We start from the raw sequence: 23023 nt of genomic DNA, 5'->3' as shown, positions 1-23023 counted from the left end.
TTCACAAGAGCGAGGGAGTTGCGCGCGTGCACGAGCGACCCGTGAAGAACAGGACCAGGAGGGCGGTGCTGTCCGCCTCCCTGGCACCCCTGGCCCCCCTGGCGCTGCGGCCCGTCCCCGCCCAGGCGGCGGCACCGGGTTCCGACGGCGGCGGCCCGCGGGGGGTGAGCGCGGCCCTGCTCGCCTCCGGCACCTCGGCGGAGGCGATAGCGGTGCGCGGCCGGGGGCGCACCGAGGTGGTGTTCCGGGAGATCACCATCGCGCCGGGCGGCAGCACGGGGTGGCACTACCACGACGGCCCGGTGATCGTGGTCGTGCGCTCGGGGACGCTCACCCGCACGCTCAGCGACTGCTCGACGGAGGTCTCCCGCCCCGGCGACTCCTTCGTCGAGCCGTTCGGCCCGCGCCGGCCGCACACCGGCCGGAACCTGGGCACCGAGCCCGTGGTGCTCTACGCCACCTACCTGCTCCCCGAGGGCAGCCCCCTCGCGGTGGACGCGCCCGCCCCGGACTGCCGGGACGGGGACTGACCCCTCCCACCGCCGCCGCCCCGGCCGGCGGGGCGGCGGCGGTGGGAGAATGGACGGGTGCCTGTGCTCGTCGGCACCTCCGGGTGGCAGTACCGGGACTGGCGAGGGGTGCTGTACCCGCCAGGGACACCGCAGCGGCTGTGGCTGCGGGAGTACGCGCTGCGGTTCCCCACCGCGGAGAACAACGCCGCCTTCTACCGGCTCCCCTCCCCCGAGACGTTCGCCTCCTGGCGGGCGAGCACCCCGGACGGCTTCGTGATGGCCGTGAAGGCCAGCCGGTTCCTCACCCACGTCAAGCGGCTGCGGGACCCTGAGGAGCCGGTGCGGCGGCTGCTCGCCCACGCCCGGGAGCTGGGGGACCGGCTCGGGCCGGTGCTGCTCCAGCTCCCGCCGACGCTGCGCGGCGACCCCGCGGTGCTGGACGCCTGCCTGGCCTGCTTCCCGCCCGAGGTCCGGGTGGCCGTGGAGCCGCGCCACGAGTCGTGGTGGACGGGCGAGGTGCGGGCGGTGCTCGAGCGGCACGGCGCCGCGCTGTGCTGGGCTGACCGGCTGGCCCGCCCGGTGACCCCGCTGTGGCGCACCGCGGACTTCGGCTATCTGCGGTTCCACGCGGGCCTCGCCAGGCCCTGGCCGCGGTACGGGCGCGGGTCCCTGGCCACGTGGGCGCAGCGGCTGGCCGACACCTGGCCGCGGTCCGCGGACGCCTTCGTGTACTTCAACAACGACCCGGGCGGGGCCGCGGTCCTGGACGCGGTGGTGTTCGCCCGCACCGCGGCCCGGCTTGGCCTGACGGTCGGCCGGGTGCCCCGGCCGCCGGGCGCCGCCGAGGAGCGCGGCGGCCGAGCGTGACGGGCGCCCGCCGGGTCACCGGGCGCGCAGCGCCAAGAGCAGCCGGGACAGGGCGGCCCGGGTGTCCGCCAGGTCGCCCGGGGCGCCGGACTCGGCCAGCCACAGGGCGGCCTCGTTCATCGCGCCCGACAGCAGGCGGGTGAGCGGCGCGACCGGCTGCGGCGGGATCACCCCCCGCTCGACGAGGTCGCCGAGCGCCTCGGCGAGGTGGCGGGCGGAGGCCGCCTCGTCCATCGCGCGCCACTGGCCCCACCCCAGCACGGCGGGGCCGTCGACGAGCATGATCCGCTGGATGTCCGGGTCGGCGCAGGCGGTGAGGAACGCCTGGCAGCCGGTGGTCAGCCGGGCCCAGGGGTCGCTCTCGGCCTCCGCCGCGGCGACCACCCTGCCCGCCACCTCCTGCTGCACCTGCTCCAGCACGGCGCGGAACAGGGCGGCCTTGCCGTCGAAGTGGTGGTAGAGCGCGCCCTTGGTGACCCCGGCGGCGGCCACGACCTCGGCCAGGCCGACCGCTCCGTAGCCCCGCTCCGCGAACAGGCTCCGGCCCGCGCGCAGCAGGTCCTGCCGGGTCCGCTCCCGCTGCCGCTCCCTGACGCCGCCCGCCATCCCGCTCCCTTCCCCGGCCCGCCCTCGGGGCGCCACCCGGTTGACATACCGATGGTACGCGAATACGTTCACTTCGCATACCGATGGTACGCGAAGGCGCCGAAAGCGCCGGCAAGGAGTCCCGCCACCATGCTGACCAGCTTCTATCCCGTGATCTGCACCCCGCGGATCAAGGAGTCCCGCGACTTCTACACCGGGCTGCTGGGGTTCGAGCCCACCTTCGAGGCCGACTGGTACGTGAGCCTGCGCCGGCCGGGGCCGCGGCCCTTCGAGCTCGCCCTGCTCGACCACGAGCACCCCACGCTGCCCGCGCCCTACCGCGCCCCCGTGCGCGGGCTGCTGCTCAACTTCGAGGTGGAGGACGTGGACGCCGAGTGGGAGCGGCTCGTCGTGCGCGGCGGGCTCGCCCCGGAACTCCCCCTGCGCGACGAGGACTTCGGACAACGGCACTTCATCGTCGCCGACCCCGCGGGGGTGCTGGTCGACGTCATCACCCCCATCCCGCCCTCCGCCGAGTACGCCGCGCGGTACGCCGGGGCCTGACGGCGGACCGGCCGCGGCTCACCGCGGCTCACCGCGGTTCGGCCGCCCCCGGGTGCCCGGGGGCGAGGAACACCACCACGTCGTTCTCCCGTCCCGGCAGCGGCGGCACCTCGTGCCAGCCCACCCGGTGGTAGAAGGCCACGGTGTCCGCGGCACCGCGGGCGGTCAGCAGCCAGGCCCGGCCGCCCGGGGCGCCCCCGGTCAGCGCGGCGAGCAGCGCCCGGCCGAGCCCGGTGCCGCGGGCCCGCGGGAGCACCGCGAGCTCGTCCACCTCCAGGGCGCCGACCAGCAGTTCCTCCACCCGACGGGCGCCCAGTTGCGCGGACACCCGGCCGTAGGCGCGGTCGGAGCGGAACGGGCGCTGGGTGGTCCACCCCGTGGCGAAGCCGTCGATCCGGCCGGGCGCGCCCGCGACGGCCGCGCGGAAGCCGGGGCGGCGGGCGTCCTCCGGCAGCCGCCGGCCGAACTGCGCCAGGCCCTCGCCCGACTTGCTCCACGGCGGCGCCGAGAACACCTCGGCGTAGACGCGCTCCACCTCTTCGGCGAGGAGGAGCAGCTCCGTCCCCGTGCGGTGCCGCACCGCCGCACCGCCACCGTCCCGACCGCCGCCCACCCGTCCCACCGGATCACCGGCCCCGCTCATCCGACCGCTCCGCTTCCCCCCGGCTTCGGGGGCTCGTTCCCGCCCGCCGCGGCCCCGCGCCGGGGACCGCTCCCCGCTCGATCACGCCGGTAATCCGGTTGATCGTGTGCCCCGCCCGCTGCGAGGCTCGCGCAGCGGGCAGCGTACCTGCCGGGCTCCGGACCCCCGCGGTGACGACGGCGGCGACGACAACGACATGAGGAGCGGACCAGTGGCACGATTCGCGGACTTCGACACGCGCGGCTACCGGACGGTGGACGTGCGGACGGGCTACGGCGAGTGGGTGGCCACCTACGAGCAGACCGTCGAGGACGCGATGGACATCGCGCTGCTGGAGCGGCTCACCGTGCCGAGCTGGCGCGCCGTGCGCCGCGCCGCCGACCTGGGCTGCGGCACCGGCCGCACCGGCGCCTGGCTGCGGCGCGCCGGAGTGCCCGCCGTGGACGGGGTGGACCTCACCCCGCAGATGCTCGCGGTGGCGCGGGAGCGGGGCGCGCACGACCGCCTCGTGGAGGCCGACGTCGCCGCCACCGGCCTGGACGGCGGCGGCTACGACCTGATCGTGTCCAGCCTCATCGACGAGCACCTGTCCGACCTCGCCCCGCTGTACGCCGAGGCGTGGCGGCTGGCCGCGCCCGGGGGGCTGTTCGCGCTGGTGAGCTTCCACCCGCACTTCATCATGGCCTCCGGCATGCCCACCCACTACACCAGCGCCTCGGGCGAGGACGTGGCCATCGCCACCCACGTCCACCTGTTCGGCGACCACGTCTCGGCCGCCCTGGGCGCCGGCTGGGAGCTGGCCGAGCTGCGCGAGGCCGTCGTGGACGAGGGGTGGCTCGAGCTCAAGCCCAAGTGGCGGCGCTTCCTCGGCCACCCGGTCTCCGCGGCGTCCGTGTGGCGCAAGCCCGCCGGTCAGGAGCCCAAGTAGCGCAGCACCGCCAGCACCCGGCGGCTGTAGCCCGCGCTGTCGCCGAGCTCCAGCTTGTCGAAGATGGCGTTGATGTGCTTCTCCACCGCGCTCTGCGACACGTGCAACTGCCCGGCGATGGCCGCGTTGGTGTGCCCCTGCGCCATCAGCCGCAGCACCTCGCCCTCCCGGCCGGTCAGGCGGCGCAGCGGGTCGGCGCGGGTGCCGCGGGCCAGGAGCTGCCGGACGACCTCCGGGTCGAACGCGGCCCCGCCCGCGGCCACCCGCGCCAGGGCGTCGAGGAACTCGTCCACCTGCACCACGCGGTCCTTCAGCAGATACCCGACGCCCTCGGCGCTGCTGGTGAGCAGCTCGGTGGTGTAGCGCCGCTCGATGTACTGCGACAGCACCAGCACGGCCGTGCCCGGGGCCCGGCGCCGGATCTCCAGGGCGGCGCGCAGGCCCTCGTCGGTGTGCGTCGGCGGCATCCGCACGTCCACCACGACGGCGTCCGGCGGCTGCTCGTCCACCGCCCGCAGCAGCGACTCGGCGTCGCCGACCGCGGCGGCGACCTCGTGCCCCTCCTCGGTCAGGAGCCGGACCAGCCCCTCCCGCAGCAGGGTGGAGTCCTCGGCGAGCATCACCCGCACGGCAGCTCCGCGGTGATCACGGTGGGTCCGCCGGGAGGGCTGTCCACCCGCAGGGCGCCGTCCACCGCGGCCACCCGCCGGGCCAGGCCCACCAGGCCGCCGCCCGCGGGATCGGCCCCGCCGCACCCGTCGTCGGATATCCGTACCACGATCCCCTCCCCCGGCCCGGCCCGCTCGGTGAGCCGCACCTCCACCCGGTCGGCCGCCGCGTGCTTGGCCGCGTTGGTGACAGCCTCGCACACCACGAAGTAGGCGGCCGCGGCCACCGTCGGCCCCGGCGGCCGGGCCAGCCGGTACTCCACCCGCACCGGCAGCCCCGAGCGCTCCGCGACGGTCTCCAGCGCCGCGTGCAGCCCCGCCTCGTCCAGGGCCGACGGATACACCCGCCAGGCCACCTCGCGCAGCTCCTCCAAGGCCCGCCTGCTCTCCTCGTGGGCCTGGGCGAGCAGCTCCCGGCACCTGGCCTCGTCCGCGCTGCGGCGGGCGCGGCCCAGCAGCATGCCGAGGGCCACCAGGTGCTGCTGGACGCCGTCGTGCAGGTCCCGCTCGATGCGCCGCCGCTCGTCGTCCACCGCGCGGACCACCCCGGCCCTGCTGGCCGACAGCTCGTCGATGCGGCGCTGCAACAGCTCCCTGGGGCTGGGGCCCAGGTGCCGGCGGGCGAGCCGCCGCTCCAGCGCGACCACGGCGAACGCCCCGTGCACGGACAGGAACAGCAGGAACAGCCCGCCCGCGCCGGAGAGCACCAGCACCAGGGAGTGCTCGCCCCGGTAGAGGAACCAGCTCCAGACCAGCAGGCTCCCGTACGCCGCGCCGATCGCCCCCGAGGCCAGCACCAGGGCGGCGAGGCCGCCGAGCGGCACCCGCGCGGCCAGGTACCGCAGTGCCCGGAGGTCCCCGTGGTCGCCGGAGGTCTCCTCGCCGAAGTACGCCGCCAGCCGGCGCCGCTCCAGCCCGCTCAGGGCCCGCACCGCGGCCCGGCCCCGCCCCAGCAGTCCCCGCCTGGCCCGCGGCCAGGGCAGGACGGGCAGCAGGACCACCCCGGCCACGAGCAGCCCCACCAGCACCACCACCGCGAGTCCCACCCCGACAAGCAGCCCCAGGGCCACCCGCAACACCTGCCGCCCCCGCGCCCAGGGCCCCACCGGGACACCGGCCCGGCCCTGGCGGCTGCCGCCCCCCACTCGGGAGGCGTCCGCAAGGGGGCGGTGGTCCCGCCCGGCGGCGTTCCCACCGCCCACCGGGCCGCCGCGCCCCTCCCCACGGCTGCTGTCCCCCGCCCGGGAAGCGGCCGTCAGCGGGTCGTCGTCTCGTTCCGCGGCACGCTCACCGATCATCGTGGTGCCGGTACGGTCGTGGGGTGTCGGTTCGTCGTCATCGGTGCGGTCCCGTTCTGTCCTGCGGTTCCCTGTCCGGGGGCGGCCGACGCCGCCCACGCCGCGCGCCGGTCACCGGCCCGGGGAGGACGCGGCACACCCGGCGCACCGGCCACCCGGCGCACCGCCACGTTAGCCATCCCGCGCCCTCCGCGTCCCTGCGGTTTCCCGCAGCGGCCGCTGCGGCGGCCCGCACCCCTGCGGATCCCCCCAGGACCCCCTGTGGAAGTCCGCACACCGTCTTGGCGGGAGCCCGCATGGGCGGGCGGCTCCGGGATGGGTAGCGTTTGACCCATGATCAGGACATATCTCGTGGCCGCGGAAGGGGAAGCCCCCAGCGGAGGGGTCACCGGCTGGGCCACCGGGCTGATGGAGACCTTCGGCGCCCCGGGCGCGGGTCTCGCCATCGCACTGGAGAACCTCTTCCCGCCCCTGCCCAGCGAAGTGATCCTGCCCCTGGCCGGGTTCACCGCGAGCCGCGGCGAGATGAACCTGATAGCCGCGCTGCTGTTCACCACCGCCGGCTCCGTCATAGGCGCGCTCGCGCTGTACTGGGTCGGCGCCGCCCTCGGCCGCGACCGCACCCTGGCGCTCGCGGAGAAGCTGCCGCTGGTGAAGACCGCGGACGTGCTGCGCACCGAGGAGTGGTTCCTCAAGCACGGCAGCAAGGCGGTGCTTTTCGGCCGGATGATCCCGGTCTTCCGCAGCCTGGTGTCGGTGCCCGCCGGCGTGGAGCGGATGCCACTGGGCACCTTCCTCGGCCTGACCACCCTGGGCAGCGCCGTGTGGAACACCCTGTTCGTGCTCGCCGGCTACCTGCTCGGCGAGAACTGGGACGCGGTCACCACCTACGTCGGCATGTACTCCAAGGTCGTGCTGGGCCTGGCCGCGCTCGCGGTCCTCGGGTTCGTGGTCCGGCGCGCCCTGAAGCCGGGCAACGGCCGCAGACGGCGCGGGACGGGCGCCTCCCCCCGGGACCGGAGCGGGGCAGGGCGCGGTCAGTAGACGGCCACCCCGTACGCGGCGAGCGGCTCCTGGATCGGCTGGTAGAAGGTGGTGCCCCCGGTCGAGCAGTTCCCGGAGCCGCCGACGAGGATGCCGACGACCTTGGTGCCCGAGTACAGCGGGCCGCCGCTGTCCCCGGGCTCCGCGCAGATGTTGGTGCGGATCAGGCCGTACACGACGTCCCCGCTCCCCCAGTTGACCGTCATGTTCACCCCGGTGACCTGCCCGCAGCGCACCCCGGTGGTGGAACCGCGGCGGCACACCTGCATGCCGACGTACGCGCCGGCCGTGCCGTCCACGTCCACCAGGCCGATCGTGCCGGGGCGCGGGACGGCGGGGTTGGTGTGGCGCACCAGGCCGTAGTCGTTGCCGGGGAAGCTCACGCCCGCCGTGGAGCCGACCACCGTGGTGTTGGCGGCGTCGGCGTACCAGGTGGTGCCGGCCTGGGCGCAGTGCCCGGCGGTGAGGAAGTAGTAGGTGGTGCCGCTGCGGACGTTGACCGCGGCGGAGCAGCGCGCGCCGCCGGAGTGGACGGCGTCGCCGCCGGAGAGCAGGGTGCGCAGCTCGCCGGGGATCCGCTCGACGGTCACCTCGGCGCCGCCGCGGGCCGCGGCGCGGCGGAGCCCGGCCAGGGCGGCCGGATCGACGGTGGAGTCGGCGAGCACCCGGACGGCGCCGGTGCGCTCGTCCGCGGACCAGGCGGTGCCGGGCACGGACGGCAACTCGGGCACGAGGAGGGGGGCGGCGGCCGGGCCGGGCGCGGCGCCCGCGGGGGCGGCGCCCGGCAGCGCGAGGGCGGCCGCGGCGAGGAGGCCGAGGACGGCGGCCACGGGCCTGGAGAACAACGCCGGACGTGCTCTGTTCGCCTTCGCCTTGCTGACCTTCACCCGAACCTCCTAGGGGGTCATGGGCCGGGCGCCTCCAGGCGTTCCTGGACGCGCCGGGCGTCCGTGGCGCGGTGCTGGGCGCGGTACAGGTCGAGCGCGCGCTCCCACGCGTGGCGGGCCTCGCCGGCGCGGCCGAGCGCCCGGTGGGTGTCGCCGAGGCGGAGCCAACTGTCGGCCTCGGCGTAGGAGTTGCCCGACGCGGCGAACAGGGCGAGCGCCTCGTGGTAGTGCTCGAGAGCGGTGAGGTACTGCCCGGTACTGTGGGCGATGAAGCCCAGGCTGTCCAGAGTTGACGCCTCACCTCCGCCCGAGCCGCCCTTGCGGAACAGTGCCAGGGCCCGCTCGCAGCGCTCCCGGGCCGGCTCGAACCGGCCCAACTGCGCCAGGCACCAGCCCACCGAGTTCAACTGCCTGGCCTCCCACGTGGTGGCGCCGAGCCGCTGGTACAGGCCCAGGGCGCGCTCGGCGTGCTCCAGCGCCCGGTGGGGGTCGCCGTGCTGCTCCCAGGCCCAGCCGAGGGTGCGGTGCAGGTGGGCGCGGCGGACGGTGTCCCCGGTGCGCTCGAACAGGGCGAGCGCCTGCGCCAGGTGCTCAAGCGCCTCGTCGCGGCGCCCGACCTGGGAGCAGGCGTGGCCCAGCCGCCAGTGGGTGAGAGCGAGCGCGCGCGGGTCGCCGTGCCTGCGGGCGGCGGTCAGCGCGGTGTGCCAGGCGGTGAGGTCGTCGTGCAGGTGGCCGCGGCGCCAGTGGTGCAGGGCCGCGTACCAGGCGAGCTGCCACACCCGGGCGTCCAGGCCCGCCTCAAGGGCGAGCCGCTGCGCGGCGAGCAGCCCGGCGTGCTCGGCGTCGAACCAGGCCAGGGCGGCGGCCGGGTCGTCGAGGGCGGTGACGGCGCAGCCGGGCGCCGGGGGCCCGGGGGTGGTCTCCGGGGTGATGTGCTCGGGCTGGAGGACGCGGCAGGCGGCGTGCGCGGTGTGCGTGTAGTGGTCCACCAGGCGGTTCAGCGCGGCGGCGCGCTCCTGCCCGGTCCGCTCGGCGGCCCGTTCGGCCGCGTACAGCCGGACCAGGGCGTGCAGCCGGTAGCGGCCGGGGGTGTGCCGGCGCACCAGGTGGGCGGCCTCCAGGTCCCGCAGCAGGGCCCTGGCCCGGGCGGGCGGGACGGCGGCGAGCGAGGCCGCGGCGTCGGCGGCGACATCCGGCCCGGGGACCAGGCCGAGCAGCGCGAACAGGCGGGCCGCGGGGGCGGGCAGCGCGCCGAGTGAGGCGGCGAACACCGCGCGCAGGTCGCCGCTGAGCTCGCCGATGTCCAGCGCGTCCAGGCGGGTGGCCGCCTCGGCGAGCTCCTCGGCGAGCAGGGCCAGCGGGAACTCGGGCTGGGCGGCGGCGCGCGCGGCGGCGATGCCGAGCGCCAGCGGCAGCCCGGCGCAGCGGTCCACCACGGCGGCGACCGCCTCGGGCTCCGCGGCGACCCGGGACGCGGTCAGCACCCGGGCGAGCAGGCGGCGGGCCTCGGCGTCGCCGAGGGTGTCGAGCGCCACCTGCCGGGCGCCGTGCGTGGCGACCAGGCCGGTGAGGCGGTTGCGGCTGGTGACCAGCACCGCGCAGCCGGGGCTGCCCGGCAGCAGCGGGCGCACCTGCTCGGCGTCGCGGGCGTCGTCCAGCACCACCAGCAGGCGGCGGCCCGCGACCAGGCTGCGGTACAGCGCCGCCCGGGCGTCGGGGTCGACGGGCACGGACGCCGGGTCCACGCCGAGCGCGTCGAGGAAGCCGCGCACCGCGACCGCCGGGGCGACCGGCTCCGCCTCGGCGTCGAAGCCGCGCAGGTTGACGTGGAGCTGCCCGTCGGGGAACCGGTCGAGGTTGCGGTGGCCCCAGTGCAGCGCGAGCCAGGTCTTGCCGATGCCGCCGGGGCCGCACACGGCGGCGACCGGCACGGTGCCCCCGGGCCGCCCGGCGAGCACCGCGTCCAAGGCGGCCAGTTCGCGCTCCCGGCCGGTGAACAGGGCGGGTGGCGCGGGCAGTTGGCGGGGCACCGGGGTGGCGCGGGCCGTCGCGGCGGCGCGCGGGGGGCCGGGGGCGGGGCCGTGCAGCCGCGGGTCGGCGGTGAGGATCCGCTGGTGGAGCCGGCGCAGCCGGGGCCCGGGGTCGATACCGAGCGCGTCGGCGAGCCTGCGCATGGTGCGCCGGTAGTGCGCCAGCGCGTCGGCCTGGCGGCCGCACCGGTACAGGGCGAGCATCAACTGCCCGGCGAGCCGCTCGTCCAGCGGGTGCTCCTCGGCGCGGGCGCTCAGGTGGGCCGTCAGGCCGCTGTGCAGGCCGCGGCGCAGCGCCACGTCGTTGCGGTCCAGCTCGGCGGCGTGTCGCTCCTGCTCAAGGGTGGCCCGGGTGGCGCCGATCCACGGGCTGTCCAGCCCGGCGAACGGCTCTCCCCGCCACAGGGCCAGCGCCTGCTCGTACAGCTCGTGGGCGCGCTCGTCGCCGTCGGCGGCGCGGGCGCGCGCGGTCAGGTCGCGGAAGCGGTGCAGATCCACCGCGTCCCGCTCGACGGTGAGGACGTAGCCGCCCGACCGCCGGGCGATGGTGACCCCGTCGGCGGGGGCCAGGGCGGTCCTGAGGCGGGAGAGGTAGCTGTAGAGCGTGCCGCGGGCGCGCTGCGGCGCCCGGTCGCCCCACACCCGGTCCACGAGCAGGTCGGCGGGCAGCGGCAGGCCCGCGTCCACCAGCAGCGCCGCGAGGGTGCAGCGCTGCCGCGCGTGGCCGAGGTCGACAGGGTGTCCGCCGACGCGCGCCTCCACCGTGCCCAGGAGCACGAACTCCACCGTCAACGCGACCGTCCCCGTCGTGGTCCGCCTGAGTCCTGCTCAGGATCCCGGCTGCGACCAGCGCGTTCAAGTTCTCCTCAAGGCCGGTTCCGGACACGGGGCACACGGGGGGTGCGGACGGCGCCGGGGGCGGGCCGGGTTCAGGGCAGGCGCGGTGCCGTCCAGCGGGAGGCGGTGTGCAGGTCCGCCTCGATCCGGGCCGCGGTCTCGGCGAGCGGGGGCAGCAGCGCGGCCAGAGACTGCTCGGCGGTGGCGCGGCCGGTGTGGGTGGAGACGTTCAGCGCGGCGACGACGCGGCCGTCGCGGTCCCGCACCGGTACGGCGATGGCCCGCAGCCCCTCCTCCAGCTCCTCGTCCACCAGGGCGTGGCCGCGCGCCGCGGTCTCCGCCAGGACGCGGGCCAGCTCGGCGCGGTCGGTGACGGTGTGCCGGGTGAGCGGGCGCGGCTCGGTGCGCGCCAGGCGGGCGGCGCGCTCGGCGGGGTCGAGCCCGGCGAGCAGCACCCGGCCCATGGAGGTGGCGTAGGCGGGGAAGCGGGTGCCGACGGTGATGTCCACGCTCATGATCCGGTAGGCGGGGACCCGGGCGGCGTAGCGGATGTCGTTGCCGTCCAGGACGGCCAGCGACGCCGACTCGTGCACCCGCGCCGCCAGGCGGGCCAGGTGCGGCTCGGCGATGTCGGTGAAGTCCAGCCGGGCCAGCCGGGCGTGGCCGAGGTCGAGCACCTTCGGCCGCAGGTGGAAGGCGCGCCCGCGGGCCTCGACGTAGCCGAGCTGCTCCAGGGTGAGCAGGGAGCGGCGGGCGGTGGCGCGGGCCAGCCCCGCGGCCTCGGCGGTCTGCGACAGGGTCCGGCCGCCAGGACCCGCGCCGAGGGCGACGAGCACGGCCAGGCCGCGGGCCAGCGACTGGAGGAAGCCCGCCCCCAGCTCCTGCTTGGCGGCCCTGGCGGGGTCGGGCACGGGGCCGGCCGCGGGCACGGCGGCGGGCGGCGGCGCGGCCAGGGCCCGCTCCATGGCGGGGAGCCGCTCGCGCAGCCTCGGCAGGCACCGCTCGCGCAGCGACCGCGCGGTGTGCCTGCTGGTGTGGCTGACGACGCCGACCGCGCAGGCGATCCGCCCCGCGGCGTCGCGGACGGGCACGGCGACCGCCACCAGGCCCCGCTCGATGAGCTGGTCGTCCGCCGACCAGCCCGCGGCCGCGGCCTCGGCGGTCCTGCGGCGGAACGCCTCCTCCGCGTCGCCGTCCGCGTCGTGGCCCGCCCGGGCCGCGCCGCGCGGCAGCGCGGGGAAGCCGAGGCCCTCCGGGTCGGCACGGCGCCGCTCCCGCCAGGCGGCGAAGACGGACGGGGGCCACTCGGCGGCGAACAGGGCGCCGGGCGCGCACCGCTCGGCGGGCAGCAGGTCGCCGACGCGGAAGACCGGCATGGCGGCGCGGCGGCGGGGCACCTGGACGACGAAGCGCACCCCGTCCCCGTCGGGCACCGCGACCGACACCGACTCGTCGAACTCGTCGGCCAGCCGCCCGGCGAGCGGGCCGAGGGCCGCGGGGACGCCGCAGCCGGTCAGGTAGGCGTTGCCGAACTCCATCAGGCGGGGGCTGAGCTCGACGTCGCGCCCGGCCTCGCGCAGCAGGTCCAGGCGGAGCAGGGTGCCGACGACCCGGTCCACGGTGGAGCGGGCCAGGCCGGTGGAGCGGGCGAGGTCGCTGGCGCGCAGGCGGCGCTCGCCCGAGGCGGCCATCGCCTCCAGGACGGCCAGGCCGCGCTCCAGCGGGCCGACCACGGTCTCCCCGGCCCGGGCGCGGGGGGCCGCGGGCGCGGCGGCGGACGGTGCGGGACGCGGCATGGCGGGCTCCTCGGCGGTGGGGTCCGTGCGGCGGGCCGCGCGGGCCGGCGGGCGGGGCGGGGCGCGCCGGGCGGCGGTGCCGCATGATGGACACCCGCGGGCGCGGGCCGCGGGCCGCCATCATAGTGAACGCAAGTTCACCTGGCGAACGTCGCTGGTGGCGGTGGACGAGGGGAGGGGCGTCCCGGCCCGGCGGGCACCCGCCCGCGGCGGCTACGATCACCTGCGACGGGGCGCCGACCGCCCCGCGGACACGCCAGTGGGAGCGGTGAACGACACGTGGATGAGGGAGCCGGGGAAGCCGAGAGGCCGGAGTGGGCGCGGATCCGGCGCGAGTCCGTGTGCTTCGAGGACGAGGCCGTCCTGGTGCTCGACAAGCCCGCCGGGATCTCGGTGATGGGCGAGCGGCACGAGACCGACCTGGTCACGCTCGCCCGCGAGGCCGGTGAGCGGCTCTACCCCGTGCACCGCATCGACAAGGTCACCTCCGGGGTGATCCTGTTCGCCAAGGACATGCGGTTCCACCCGGACCTGACCCGCCAGTTCACCCGGCGCACGGTCGGCAAGGCGTACCTGGCCGTGGTCCGCCCCGGCGGCCTGCCCGGCCGGGGCACGGTGGAGCTGCCGCTGAGCGTGGGCCGCAAGAACCGGGTGCGGATCGCGGCGCACCGCGCGAGCATCCGGGCGGACACCGCGCCCGGCTCCGGGGACGGGCGGTGGTCGGCGCCGGAGTCCGAGGTGTTCACGCACGTGCGGACCTACCCGTCCCTGACCTCCTTCGCCCGGCTGTGGGACGACGGGGAGAACGCGGTGCTCGCGGTGCGGCCGGTCACCGGGCGGCGGCACCAGATCCGGGTGCACCTGGCCTGGATCGGCCACCCCATCGAGGGCGACCCGCTGTTCGACAAGCAGAGCGCGGCGCGCGGCGCCCGCACGGCGCTGCACTCGTGGCGCCTGTCGTTCGACGCGGCGTGGGCGGGCCCGCGGGCGCGAATGACGGTGACGGCGCCGCCCGGGCGGGACTTCTGGGCGGCGGTCGCCGGCCGGTTGCCGGGCGGCGGGCCCGAGGCGGTGCTCGAGGCGGCGGACGGGGCCCGGTTCCCGGAGGCGGGGGTCCCCGAGGGGGCCGCGGAGCAGGCGGGCGCGCTGGACGGCGACTGACCTGCCGGCCCTTCGCCGCGGGGCCTCGCCGGCCGGTGCGCGCCGCTTCGCGCGGCCGCTGGTCGACGCCGCGCGTCCGGCGCCGGGGCGCGCCACGAGGGAGTACGGCTCCCGGGCGTGAGTCCGTGCCGGGCGCCCGGCCGGGAGCTCGCGCCGCGCCGGGTGGGGCGGCGGTTCGTGAACCGGCTCGTCCCGGCGCCCGGGCCTGGCCGCGCGGAGCACAGCATCCAGCCGTATTAACCGGTTCACGCCGCATGCCTTCTCAGCGCGGCCAACCTCGTGCAGCATGTGCATGCCATCGACTCGGCCACCACCGGCATCCGGGAGGAGCCATGAGCACCAGCGTCACGACACCGGGGGCGACGGGGGGCGGCGCGGCGCGCGGCCCGTTCCGCGCGCTCGTGCACGGCATCGTCCTCACCCTGCTCGCGGCCACCTGCGTCCTGCTGACGGGCGGCAGCGCCCAGTCCGCGGCCCCGACCAGGGTGATGCCGCTCGGCGACTCGATCACCGGGTCCCCGGGCTGCTGGCGGGCACTGCTGTGGCAGCGCCTCCAGAACACCGGCTACAGCGGCGTCGACTTCGTCGGCACCCTGCCCGCCCAGGGCTGCGGCTTCCCCCACGACGGGGAGAACGAGGGGCACGGCGGCTACCTGGCCACCAACATCGCCAACCAGAACCAGCTCCCCGGCTGGCTGTCGGCCACTCGCCCCGACGTGGTGATGATGCACCTGGGCACCAACGACGTGTGGAGCAACGTTCCCACCGCGACGATCCTGAACGCCTACACCAAGCTGGTCGGGCAGATGCGCGCCAGCAACCCGAACATGCGGATCCTGGTCGCGCAGATCATCCCCATGACGCCGTCGAGCTGCTCGGCGTGCGGGCAGCGCGTGGTCAACCTCAACGCGGCGATCCCGGGCTGGGCGCGCGGCCTGAGCACCACCCGCTCGCCGATCACCGTGGTGGACCAGTGGAGCGGGTTCAACACGGCCACCGACACCTACGACGGGGTGCACCCCAACGCCTCGGGCGACCGCAAGATGTCCGACCGCTGGTACCCCTCGCTGACGGCGGTGCTGCCCCGCGGCCTGGCCTGACGGCGCCGCGGCACGGCACACGCGCGGCGGCTCCGCCCCGGAGGGCGGAGCCGCCGCGGTGCTGCGCGCCCGTCAGAAGAGACCGAAGCCGTCGTCGGCCTGCGCCCACTCCCGGAAGCTGAGGAAGTTGTAGTAGTTGCACTGGTCGTAGAAGCCGCCCACGCCGTTGAAGACCGAGCCGTTCTTGTGGTCGCCGCCGAAGCCCTCGCCCTCGGCGTAGCTGTTGCCGCCGCCGTTGTCGTCGCCGTTGCGACCGTCGTCGCCGTGGCGGCCCTCGCCGTCGCTGCCGTCGCTGCCGTTGCGGCCGTCGCTGCCGTTGCGGCCGTCGTCACCGTTGCGGTCGTCGCCGCCGTCGCGGCCCTCGTCGCCGTACCGGCCGCCGTCGCGGTCGTTCCCGCCGTTGCGGCCTTCGTCACCGTGGCCGTTGCCGTTCCGGTCGTCGCCGCCGTTCCGGTCGTCGCCGTTCCGGTCGTCGCCGCCGTCGCGGCCCTTCTCGCCGCCGTCGCGGCCGTACGAGTCGCCGCCGCCGTACGAGTCGCCGCCGCCGTACCCGTTGTCACCGCCGTCGCGGTACCGGTCGCCCTCGCGGCCGTCACCCCCGCGGCCGTCGTCCTTCGCGCCCCGGTCGTCGCCGTAGCCGTGGCCGTAGCCGTTGTCGTCGTACGTGGCACCGGTGTAGCCGCCGTGGTGGTACCCGCCGTACCCGCCGCAGCCGCCCCCGATGAAGATGTCGTCGGCGCTCGCGGTGCCGGACAGGGGCAGTGCAGTGGCTGCCACCGCGAGACCGGCGGCGGCGACCGCGCGATAGATGGACTTGGACATGAAGCGACCTCACTGTGGAAGAAGTGGGTGTGCCTTTCATCACAGACAGTAGAAGAACCGGCATATCGGACATTACGCGCCATACCGACATGGCCCCCGATTGCAGCAACAGAAGTTGCGCCCGCCCGCGGACGTGGGGAACGGCCACCCCGCCGCCGCGGGCGGGCGCACAGGGAAGGGCCCGGGCCGGAGAACCGGCCCGGGCCCCGGGACCCCCGTGAGGGGGGTGCGCTCACCAGTGCGGCCCCGTGCACTTGCGGGCCAGCGACCGGACGGCGTTCTTCGCGCCCTTCGGCGCGAGGAACGCGAACAGTCCGCCGACCGCGGTCAGGGCGGTGAGCGTCTTCACGCTCGTCCGAGTGGTGCTGTGGGTCATGATGGGTGCGACCGTGCCTTCCGTGCGTGACCCCGGCCCGCGTCGCGGGGTCGATGTGCGGTTACTGCGTCCACTGTGGTCCCCGGCCTGTCCCGGACGCCTGAGGCACCGGTCCCGCGTTCGTCCCGGCCCGCGCCCGTCAGCCGCCGGGGCACGCCTCCCGCCGCGCGGCCCGCTCCCCCTCCACCACCGTCCCCGGCAGCGACGCGCTCACCCTCGTCCCGTCCGCGGCGCTCGACACCGCGAAGGCGCCGCCCAGCTCCTCGGCCCGCTCGGCCATGGACCGCAGGCCGAGCCCCGGGCCCTCCCGGTGCACCGGGAAGCCGTGCCCGTCGTCGCGCACCTCCACCGTCACCGCTCCGCCCTCCACCCGCACCTCCAGCACCGCCCGCTCCGCCCGGGAGTGCCGCACCACGTTGTTCAGCGCCTCCGCCGCGATCCGGTAGACCGCCACCTCCACCGCGGCCGGGAACGGCGGCAGCGGGTCCGGCCGGAACGCGGTCGCCACGGACAACGAGGGCCCGGCCATCCGGTCGGCGAGCTGACGCAGCGCCGCGGTCAGCCCGGCCCGGCTCAGCGCCGCGGGGGCCAGGCCCTCGGTGATGTGGCGCAGCTCCGTGATGGCCTGCCCGATGCCCTCGGAGACGGCCTGCATGGCCCTCGCCCCGGCGCCGTCGGGCGGCAGGCAGGAGCGGACCGCGTCCGCCTGGAGGCGCAGCCCGGACAGGGCGGGACCGAGGCCGTCGTGCAGGTCGTGCCGCAGGTGGCGCCGCTCCTCCTCGCGGGCGAGGACGATCTGCTCGCGGCTGGAGCGCAGATCCTGGTACAGCCGCAGCGAGGCGATCGCGGGCGCCGCGTGGTCGGCCAGGTCCCGCACCGCCGCACGGTCCTGGCGGTCCAGGGCGTGCTCGCCGGGGCGCGCGGGCACCGTCAGCCTGCCGATCACCTCGCCCCGGTAGGTCAGGGAATGGTCCTCGCAGGGCCGCCGCACGTCCCCGAGGCGAGCCAGCTCCCGGGGCCCGCTCCGGGTGTCCACCACCAGGCAGGCGCCGGGCAGCCCCAGGGTGTGCACCACGGTGGCGCACACCAGCCGGGGGGCGTCGAAGGGGTCCCCGGCCCGGCCGAGCCGGTCCACCAGCTCCCGCACCACCTGGTAGGGGTGGGCCCGCTCGCCGTAGTAGTAGCGGTCCACCATCCGCGCCGCCCAGCGCCCCGTGGGACGCGCCAGGGCGCCGACGACCAGCGCCAGCGCCGCCATGGACAGCGCCCCCGGCGTCAGCGCGCCCGGGACCAGCAGCGACAGGGCGAGGATCGCGCCGCCGTACACCGTGGCCAGCCCGTAGGTGAGCAGGAAGCCCGTCAGCACCCGCCGGTCGGTGCGGTCCAGGTACCAGGTGCGGTCCCTGGCGAAGCCCTGCACCACGGCCAGCGGCCAGATCGCCGTGCCCACGTGGTACACCACCTCGGTGGCGACCGGGGACAGCGGCAGATGGGGGGCGGAGAAGACCATCGCCATCCACAGCAGGTACGGCGTGAGCAGCACGGCGAGCCCGCCGTGCCGACCGGGCGAGCGCCGCCACCGCACGGCCATCACCGCCAGCGCCGCCACCGGCAGCGTGGGCGTCACCGCCAGCATCGGCAGGTCGAGGTCCGGGCCCAGCGCCTCGGTCAGCCCGGCGCCCGCCCACTCCGGCAGCACGATCGGCACCCCGTAGTGCTCGCCCCACAGCAGCCCGTCGTGGAGCACGAGCAGCGCGCACCAGGCCGCGACGGCCGCCACCGCCCAGCGGCCCCACCGGCGCGGCAGGCGCCCGTCGGGCAGCCACAGCGGCAGCGCCAGCATCACCGCCACATACGGCGCCCGCAGCGCCAGCACCGCGCAGAACAGCAGCGTGTAAGGCCCCTGCGGCACCCCGGCCAGGGCGGCCGTGAGGGACACCGCCTCGGCGAGGTTGAGGGCGCAGCCGGAGCCGAGCAGCAGCCACCCCAGCGACCGCGCCGCGCGCCGGGCCACCAGGAACGCGCCGGAGACGGCGAGGGCGCAGCCCAGCAGCAGGTTCCTGGCGCCCCAGGGGAACCAGTCGCCCATCCAGGGGGTGTCCAGGTTGCCGAGGGCCGCGCCGAGCCAGCAGAACGCGGCGAGCAGGGCCAGCGCGCACAGGCCGTACGCGCGGAGCAGACCGGGCGGCGACACGGGAGTTGTCTGTGATGCGGTCACGGGTCCTCCACCTCCGGCGGGGCACGCGGACTGGCCCCCGAGTCCCCCGTCCCCCGTCGCGCACCCGTCCTTCCAGCGTGGACCGCCCGATGTCCCGAACACCCGGGACCCCGGTCCCGTCCCGGTCACGGTCGTCGGTCACGGACGGCCGGGACGGGCGCGGCCAGGGACCGGCCCGGACGGGGCGGGGGGACCGGGGCGGGCGGGGAGGAACGGACGGGCGGGGCGCGGGTCAGTCGTCGTCGGCGCCCAGGCCCGCGTCCCTGGCCTTCGCCACCGCCTCGGCCCGGGTGACGACGTGCAGCTTCTCGAAGATGTGGGTGACGTGGTTGCGCACCGTCTTCTCCGAGAGCACCAGCTCCCGCGCCACCCGCCGGTTGTCGTACCCGCGGGCGATCAGCCCCAGCACCTCCACCTCGCGCGCCGTCAGCTCCGGGAACAACTGCTCCGCGTCCCTGCGGCGGCCGCCCTGGACCAGCGCGGCCAGGCGGCTGGCCACCTCCGACCCGAACACCGCGCCGCCCGCGGCCACCGTGCGCACCGCGTGCAGGGTCTCCTCCCGCCCGGCACCCTTGACCAGGTAGCCGCGCGCCCCCGCCTGGAGGGCGGCCAGCAGGCTGCCGTCGTCGTCACTCATGGTGAGCATCAGCACCGGCAGCCCGGGGTGGGCCTCGTGCAGCCTGCGGGTGGCCTCCAGGCCGGAGGCGTCCGGCAGCGAAAGGTCCATCACCACCACGTCGGGCTGGCCCCGCTCCGCCGCCCCCGGCACCTCGGCCGCGGTCTCGGCCTCCGCGACGACCTGCACGCCCTCGGCGCTCTCCAGCGCGAACCGCAGCCCCTCGCGGAAGAGCGGATGGTCGTCCACGATCATGACGCGCAGCTCGGGCCGGTCCTCTTCCTCGCCCACGTGATCACCCACAGGATCGCCGGGAGAAACGTCCACAGGATCGCCCCCGCCACGGATACTAGTGGCCACGGCGCACGGACGGTGATCGGCGCGGCCGACGACGCCCGGATATCCGGGACTGCCCGGCCGCGCCGCCGCGCCGCCCGCCGGCGCCGGACGCCCGGTCACGGCATCTCCAGCACCGGCTTGACCACCGCGCCGGACAGCGCCGCCCGGGCGGCCTCCTCCACCGCGGGGAACGGGAACGACCGGGTGATCGCCGCCACCGGCAGCCGCCCCGAGCGGCACAGCTCGGCCAGCACCGGCAGGAAGCGCCGCGGCACACTGCCGCCCTGGTTGATCCCGACCACGCGCGGCCCGCGGTCCAGCATCGCGGGCACGTCCAGCCGCACCTCGGTCCCGGCGGGCGGCGCCCCGACGACACCGCAGGTCCCGCCGACCGCCAGGCCGTCCACCGCCTGCCGCAGCACCTGGGGGCTGCCGGTGGTCTCCAGCGCGTACTCGGCGCCGCCGCGCCCGGTCGCCTCGGCCACCGCCCCGGCGGGGTCGCCGTCCCGGGCGTCCACGGTGTGCGTGGCGCCCAGCTCGCGGGCCAGCTCCAGCCGGGCCGGCACCCGGTCCACGGCCACCACCCGGGTGGCCGCGGTCAGCCGCGCCGCCATCACCGCGGACAGGCCTACCGAGCCCGCCCCGTACACCACCAGGGTGTCCCCGGGGCCGGGGTGCAGCACGTTGAGCACCGCGCCCGCGCCCGTCTGCACCCCGCATCCCAGCGGCGCCAGCAGCCGCGGCGGCAGCCCCGCGGGCACCGCGATCGCGTTGCGCTCGCTGGCCAGCGCCAGGGTGGCGAACGACGACTGGCCGAAGAAGTGGCCGTGCAGCGGTGCGCCCACGTGGCGGCCGGTGCCGCGCACCGTCGGGCTGCCGTCCAGCCGGGTGCCGCCGAACAGGTTCAGGGCGGGCCAGTGCGCGCACCCCACCGGCCGACCGGTGCGGCACGGCAGGCACGCCCCGCAGGAGTCGAAGGTCAGCACGACCGTGTCCCCCGGCGCGACAGCGGTGACCGCGGGCCCGACCCGCTCCACCGTGCCCGCGGCCTCGTGTCCCAGGACGGCGGGCAGCGGGAAGGGGGTGCGGCCGGAGCGGACGCTGAGGTCGGTGTGGCACAGCCCGGCGGCACGCACCCGCACCAGCACCTCGTCGGCGCGGGGGGTGTCGACGCGGATCTCCTCGGGGGCGAAGCGCCCGCCCCGGGAGCGGACCACGGCGGCGGTGGCGATGGGCATGGTGGAACCTCTTTCGAATGGCGAACGGGGAATGGCAATTGGGGAATGGCGGATGGCGGATGGCGGACGGTGATTGCCGCATCGGCGATCGGCGATCGGCTAATGGCCATCGGCGGACGGCTGATGCCGGACGACGGGTCGGGGGCCCGGGGGCGGCGCCCCGGCCTCCGGAGGGCGCCGCTCCCGTGGAGGCGGGCCCTCACCCCCCGGCCGTGTGCAGGGCGCGGGCCGCGCGCAGCGCCTGCGCCGCGATCGTCAGGGTCGGGTTGACCGCGGCGGAGGACGGGAAGAACCCGGCGTCCACCACGAGCAGGTTCCGTACCTGGTGGCTGCGGCAGTACGGGTCGAGCACCGAGCGGGCCTCGTCCTCGCCCGCCACGGTGGTGCCGCACTGGTGGCCCGTGGCCTCCACACCCATCCGGCGGCGCAGCACCAGCGGGTATCCGGCGTGGCGCGCCATGGCCGCGGCGACCCGCACCAGGCGGCGGTGGGCGGCGGTGTTCGTGGGCCGCCAGCGCACGGTGACCTCCGCGTCCCCCGACCCGGGCAGCACCCGGTTCCCGGGGTCGGGCAGGTCCTCCGACATCACCCACCAGGGCACCCCGCGCGCCGCCGCGAGGTCCAGGGCGAACCCTGGCGCCCACGGCGCGTCCGCCCGCAGCGCCTCGCCGGGCACCCGGCCCATGAGCTGGATGTTGCCCAGCGGGTACGGGCTGCCCGGCCCCGCGCGGTAGTGGTCGTTGACGGCGAGGGTCTTCTGGAAGGTGACGGGGTTGCGGCGGCGCGGGTCCACCGCGAGCAGCACCGTGTTGTTGTGCAGCATCAGCCGCCGCCCGACGAGCCCGCTGCCGTTGGCGAGCCCGTCCGGGTGGGCGGCGGACGCCGAGCGCAGCAGCAGCGCGGCCGAGCCCACGGCACCGCAGGACACCACGACCGTGCCCGCCCGCACCACCGTCCTGCGCCCGCCGCGCACCGCCTCGACGGCGGTGACCCGCCGCCCGGAGGCGTCGGTGCGCAGCCGCTCCGCGCGGGTGTGGGTGAGCAGCCGGACCGTGGGGCTGCGCAGCGCCGGCCACAGCGCCCGGGTCTCCGCGTCGCTCTTGGCGCCGACGCGGCACGGGAAGCCGTCGCAGGTGCCGCAGCGCACACAGGTGCCGCCGGGGGCCAGGTCGATGCCGAGTTCCAGCGGGTACGGGTGCAGGCCCTGGGCGCGCAGCCGCTCCGCCAGGGCGGCGACGGCCGGCTCGTGCGGGACCTGCGGCCACGGGAACGGCCCCGAGCGCGGCGGCTCGGTGGGGTCGGCGCCCGCGCGGCCGTGCACCGCGTACAGGCGCTCCGCCTCCGCGTAGTACGGCTCCAGGTCGCGGTAGGTGAACGGCCAGGCGGGCGAGGTGCCGCCGGCGTGCTCAACCTCCCCGAAGTCGTCCTCGCGCAGCCGGGGCAGCGCGGCGCCGTAGACCTTGGTGGTGCCGCCGACACCGTGGTGCGCCGAGGGGGTGAAGCGGCGCCCCTCCGGGGTCCGCCAGGGGCCGGCGTTGTGGTACCGGCCCTCGGCGAACACGGCCTTCGGGGACCAGTTGGCGGGTTCGCGGGGCAGGAACCCGCCCCGTTCGAGCAGCAGGACGCGGGCACCGGTGGTGGACAGGGCCCAGGCCAGGGTGGCGCCGCCCGCCCCCGAGCCGATGACGGCCACGTCGGCGTCGTAGGTGTCGGCGTGGCCGCGCACGACGGGCGGGGTGCCGGGGCCGAAGACACGGGCGGTCATCGGGCGGCCCCCTTCCCCGCGCGCCCCGCCCGCCCCGCGGGGCCGGGGATGTGCGGCGCGGGCACGGATGCCCGCGGCGCGGTGGCGGGCTCGAAGAGCCGCACCGGCGTGTCCGCGTGGTACGGCAGCCGGGCCGGGGTGGCCACCAGCTCCAGGTGCAACCCCCACGGCGTGGTGAGGTACACCCAGCGGGTGCCCGCGATGGGCCCCTCGCCGACGGTCTGCGGCTCGCCGAGCAGCCGCACCCCGGGCTGCCGGGTGAGGTACCGCACGGCGGCGTCGAAGTCCTCGGTGTGCAGCGCCAGGTGGTGCCCGCCCCAGTCGCTGTTGCGGGGCTGCTCGCGCCACTGCCCGGGGGCGGAGTACTCGAACAGTTCCAGGTTGGTGACCGGGCCCAGGCGCAGCATGGCGATGTGGGCGGTGGCCTTGCGGTGGACGCCCAACTGGCGGCTCATCCAGTCGCCCTCCGGGTCGCGGATCGGCCCGGTGCGGTAGGCGAGCTCGGCGCCGAGGACGTCGGTGCAGAACGCGACGGCCTGCTCCAGGTCGGGCACGGTGTAGGCGATGTGGTGGACGGCGGTGGCGCCGGGGACGCGCAGGCGGGTCATGACGGGTTCCTCTCGGGGTGCTCGGGGTGCTCGGGGGCGGTGGCCGCTCGGGCCGCGGCGGCGGGGGACGCCGGGCGCGGGGGCCGCGGCGGGGCGGCGGGGGCGGCGGGGGCGGGGTGGC

At 76.9% G+C, this 23023-nt stretch carries 21 protein-coding genes; 7 read left to right on the top strand and 14 right to left on the bottom strand.

Going from position 1 to position 23023, the window contains the following annotated elements; translation table 11 throughout:
• Positions 1 to 26: 26 nt before the first annotated feature.
• Positions 27 to 530: a cupin domain-containing protein gene (locus ACYVO2_RS25550; RefSeq protein ID WP_461010329.1), complete on the top strand. Its 504-nt coding sequence runs from the start codon at positions 27 to 29 to the stop codon at positions 528 to 530.
• 57 nt (positions 531 to 587) lie between these two features.
• Entirely contained in the window at positions 588 to 1379 is a 792-nt protein-coding gene (locus tag ACYVO2_RS25545) for a DUF72 domain-containing protein (RefSeq protein ID WP_461010328.1), read from the top strand.
• A 15-nt stretch (positions 1380 to 1394) separates the two neighbouring features.
• On the opposite strand, the gene ACYVO2_RS25540 is transcribed toward ACYVO2_RS25545, so the two are convergent.
• A complete protein-coding gene (locus ACYVO2_RS25540) occupies positions 1395 to 1985 on the bottom strand; it encodes a TetR/AcrR family transcriptional regulator (protein ID WP_461010327.1) in 591 nt (196 codons plus the stop codon).
• A 129-nt stretch (positions 1986 to 2114) separates the two neighbouring features.
• Here ACYVO2_RS25540 and ACYVO2_RS25535 point away from each other — a divergent pair, with 129 nt between their 5' ends.
• Complete coding sequence (locus ACYVO2_RS25535; RefSeq protein ID WP_461010326.1) at positions 2115 to 2528, top strand: VOC family protein; 414 nt, start codon at positions 2115 to 2117, stop codon at positions 2526 to 2528.
• 28 nt (positions 2529 to 2556) lie between these two features.
• Here ACYVO2_RS25535 and ACYVO2_RS25530 read toward each other — a convergent pair whose 3' ends face one another.
• The gene (locus ACYVO2_RS25530; protein WP_461010325.1) at positions 2557 to 3108 is read right to left on the bottom strand and encodes a GNAT family N-acetyltransferase; all 552 of its coding nucleotides are present in this window, start codon (positions 3106 to 3108) and stop codon (positions 2557 to 2559) included.
• A 274-nt stretch (positions 3109 to 3382) separates the two neighbouring features.
• On the opposite strand from ACYVO2_RS25530, the gene ACYVO2_RS25525 reads away from it, so the two are divergent.
• Positions 3383 to 4099 (top strand): class I SAM-dependent DNA methyltransferase, encoded by a 717-nt coding sequence (locus ACYVO2_RS25525; protein ID WP_461010324.1) that lies wholly within the window; start codon positions 3383 to 3385, stop codon positions 4097 to 4099.
• Here ACYVO2_RS25525 and ACYVO2_RS25520 read toward each other — a convergent pair.
• Positions 4084 to 4719, bottom strand: a complete 636-nt coding sequence (locus ACYVO2_RS25520; RefSeq protein WP_461010396.1) for a response regulator transcription factor — start codon at positions 4717 to 4719, stop codon at positions 4084 to 4086. The two genes, ACYVO2_RS25525 and ACYVO2_RS25520, sit on opposite strands and share 16 nt — an antisense overlap.
• On the bottom strand, positions 4719 to 5843 hold the full coding sequence (locus ACYVO2_RS25515; protein WP_461010395.1) for a sensor histidine kinase: 1125 nt from the start codon (positions 5841 to 5843) through the stop codon (positions 4719 to 4721). Before ACYVO2_RS25515 ends, ACYVO2_RS25520 begins: the two co-directional genes overlap by 1 nt.
• A gap of 555 nt (positions 5844 to 6398) precedes the next feature.
• On the opposite strand from ACYVO2_RS25515, the gene ACYVO2_RS25510 reads away from it, so the two are divergent.
• Complete coding sequence (locus ACYVO2_RS25510; RefSeq protein ID WP_461010323.1) at positions 6399 to 7109, top strand: DedA family protein; 711 nt, start codon at positions 6399 to 6401, stop codon at positions 7107 to 7109.
• Here the strand turns inward: ACYVO2_RS25510 and ACYVO2_RS25505 are convergent.
• The 3 genes from ACYVO2_RS25505 to ACYVO2_RS25495 form a co-directional block, all read right to left on the bottom strand.
• Positions 7103 to 7996, bottom strand: coding sequence for a S1 family peptidase (locus ACYVO2_RS25505; RefSeq protein ID WP_461010322.1), 894 nt, complete (start codon positions 7994 to 7996; stop codon positions 7103 to 7105). The two genes, ACYVO2_RS25510 and ACYVO2_RS25505, sit on opposite strands and share 7 nt — an antisense overlap.
• Positions 7997 to 8013: 17 nt before the next feature.
• Positions 8014 to 10812: an AfsR/SARP family transcriptional regulator gene (locus ACYVO2_RS25500; protein ID WP_461010321.1), complete on the bottom strand. Its 2799-nt coding sequence runs from the start codon at positions 10810 to 10812 to the stop codon at positions 8014 to 8016.
• A gap of 143 nt (positions 10813 to 10955) precedes the next feature.
• Complete coding sequence (locus tag ACYVO2_RS25495; RefSeq protein ID WP_461010320.1) at positions 10956 to 12659, bottom strand: IclR family transcriptional regulator domain-containing protein; 1704 nt, start codon at positions 12657 to 12659, stop codon at positions 10956 to 10958.
• 279 nt (positions 12660 to 12938) lie between these two features.
• Here ACYVO2_RS25495 and ACYVO2_RS25490 point away from each other — a divergent pair, with 279 nt between their 5' ends.
• Both ACYVO2_RS25490 and ACYVO2_RS25485 read left to right on the top strand, forming a co-directional pair.
• On the top strand, positions 12939 to 13820 hold the full coding sequence (locus tag ACYVO2_RS25490; RefSeq protein WP_461010319.1) for an RluA family pseudouridine synthase: 882 nt from the start codon (positions 12939 to 12941) through the stop codon (positions 13818 to 13820).
• A 332-nt stretch (positions 13821 to 14152) separates the two neighbouring features.
• Positions 14153 to 14920 carry an SGNH/GDSL hydrolase family protein gene (locus ACYVO2_RS25485; protein WP_461010318.1) on the top strand — a complete coding sequence of 256 codons (768 nt, stop codon included), beginning with the start codon at positions 14153 to 14155 and terminating at the stop codon, positions 14918 to 14920.
• A 72-nt stretch (positions 14921 to 14992) separates the two neighbouring features.
• Here ACYVO2_RS25485 and ACYVO2_RS25480 read toward each other — a convergent pair whose 3' ends face one another.
• From ACYVO2_RS25480 to ACYVO2_RS25450, 7 genes are all read right to left on the bottom strand, one after another.
• Positions 14993 to 15742, bottom strand: a complete 750-nt coding sequence (locus tag ACYVO2_RS25480; protein ID WP_461010317.1) for a hypothetical protein — start codon at positions 15740 to 15742, stop codon at positions 14993 to 14995.
• 232 nt (positions 15743 to 15974) lie between these two features.
• Positions 15975 to 16118, bottom strand: coding sequence for a hypothetical protein (locus ACYVO2_RS25475; protein ID WP_461010316.1), 144 nt, complete (start codon positions 16116 to 16118; stop codon positions 15975 to 15977).
• Positions 16119 to 16257: 139 nt separating this feature from the next.
• On the bottom strand, positions 16258 to 18336 hold the full coding sequence (locus ACYVO2_RS25470; protein WP_461010315.1) for a sensor histidine kinase: 2079 nt from the start codon (positions 18334 to 18336) through the stop codon (positions 16258 to 16260).
• 232 nt (positions 18337 to 18568) lie between these two features.
• A complete protein-coding gene (locus ACYVO2_RS25465; RefSeq protein WP_461010394.1) occupies positions 18569 to 19207 on the bottom strand; it encodes a response regulator transcription factor in 639 nt (212 codons plus the stop codon).
• Positions 19208 to 19407: 200 nt separating this feature from the next.
• Positions 19408 to 20529, bottom strand: coding sequence for an NAD(P)-dependent alcohol dehydrogenase (locus ACYVO2_RS25460; RefSeq protein ID WP_461010314.1), 1122 nt, complete (start codon positions 20527 to 20529; stop codon positions 19408 to 19410).
• A 199-nt stretch (positions 20530 to 20728) separates the two neighbouring features.
• Positions 20729 to 22294, bottom strand: coding sequence for an FAD-dependent oxidoreductase (locus ACYVO2_RS25455; protein WP_461010313.1), 1566 nt, complete (start codon positions 22292 to 22294; stop codon positions 20729 to 20731).
• The gene (locus ACYVO2_RS25450; protein WP_461010312.1) at positions 22291 to 22902 is read right to left on the bottom strand and encodes a VOC family protein; all 612 of its coding nucleotides are present in this window, start codon (positions 22900 to 22902) and stop codon (positions 22291 to 22293) included. Before ACYVO2_RS25450 ends, ACYVO2_RS25455 begins: the two co-directional genes overlap by 4 nt.
• Between the last annotated feature and the right edge of the window lie 121 nt (positions 22903 to 23023).

It is taken from the genome of Streptomyces capparidis (genome assembly GCF_054782095.1).
This window is presented reverse-complemented; position numbering and strand designations above follow the sequence as displayed.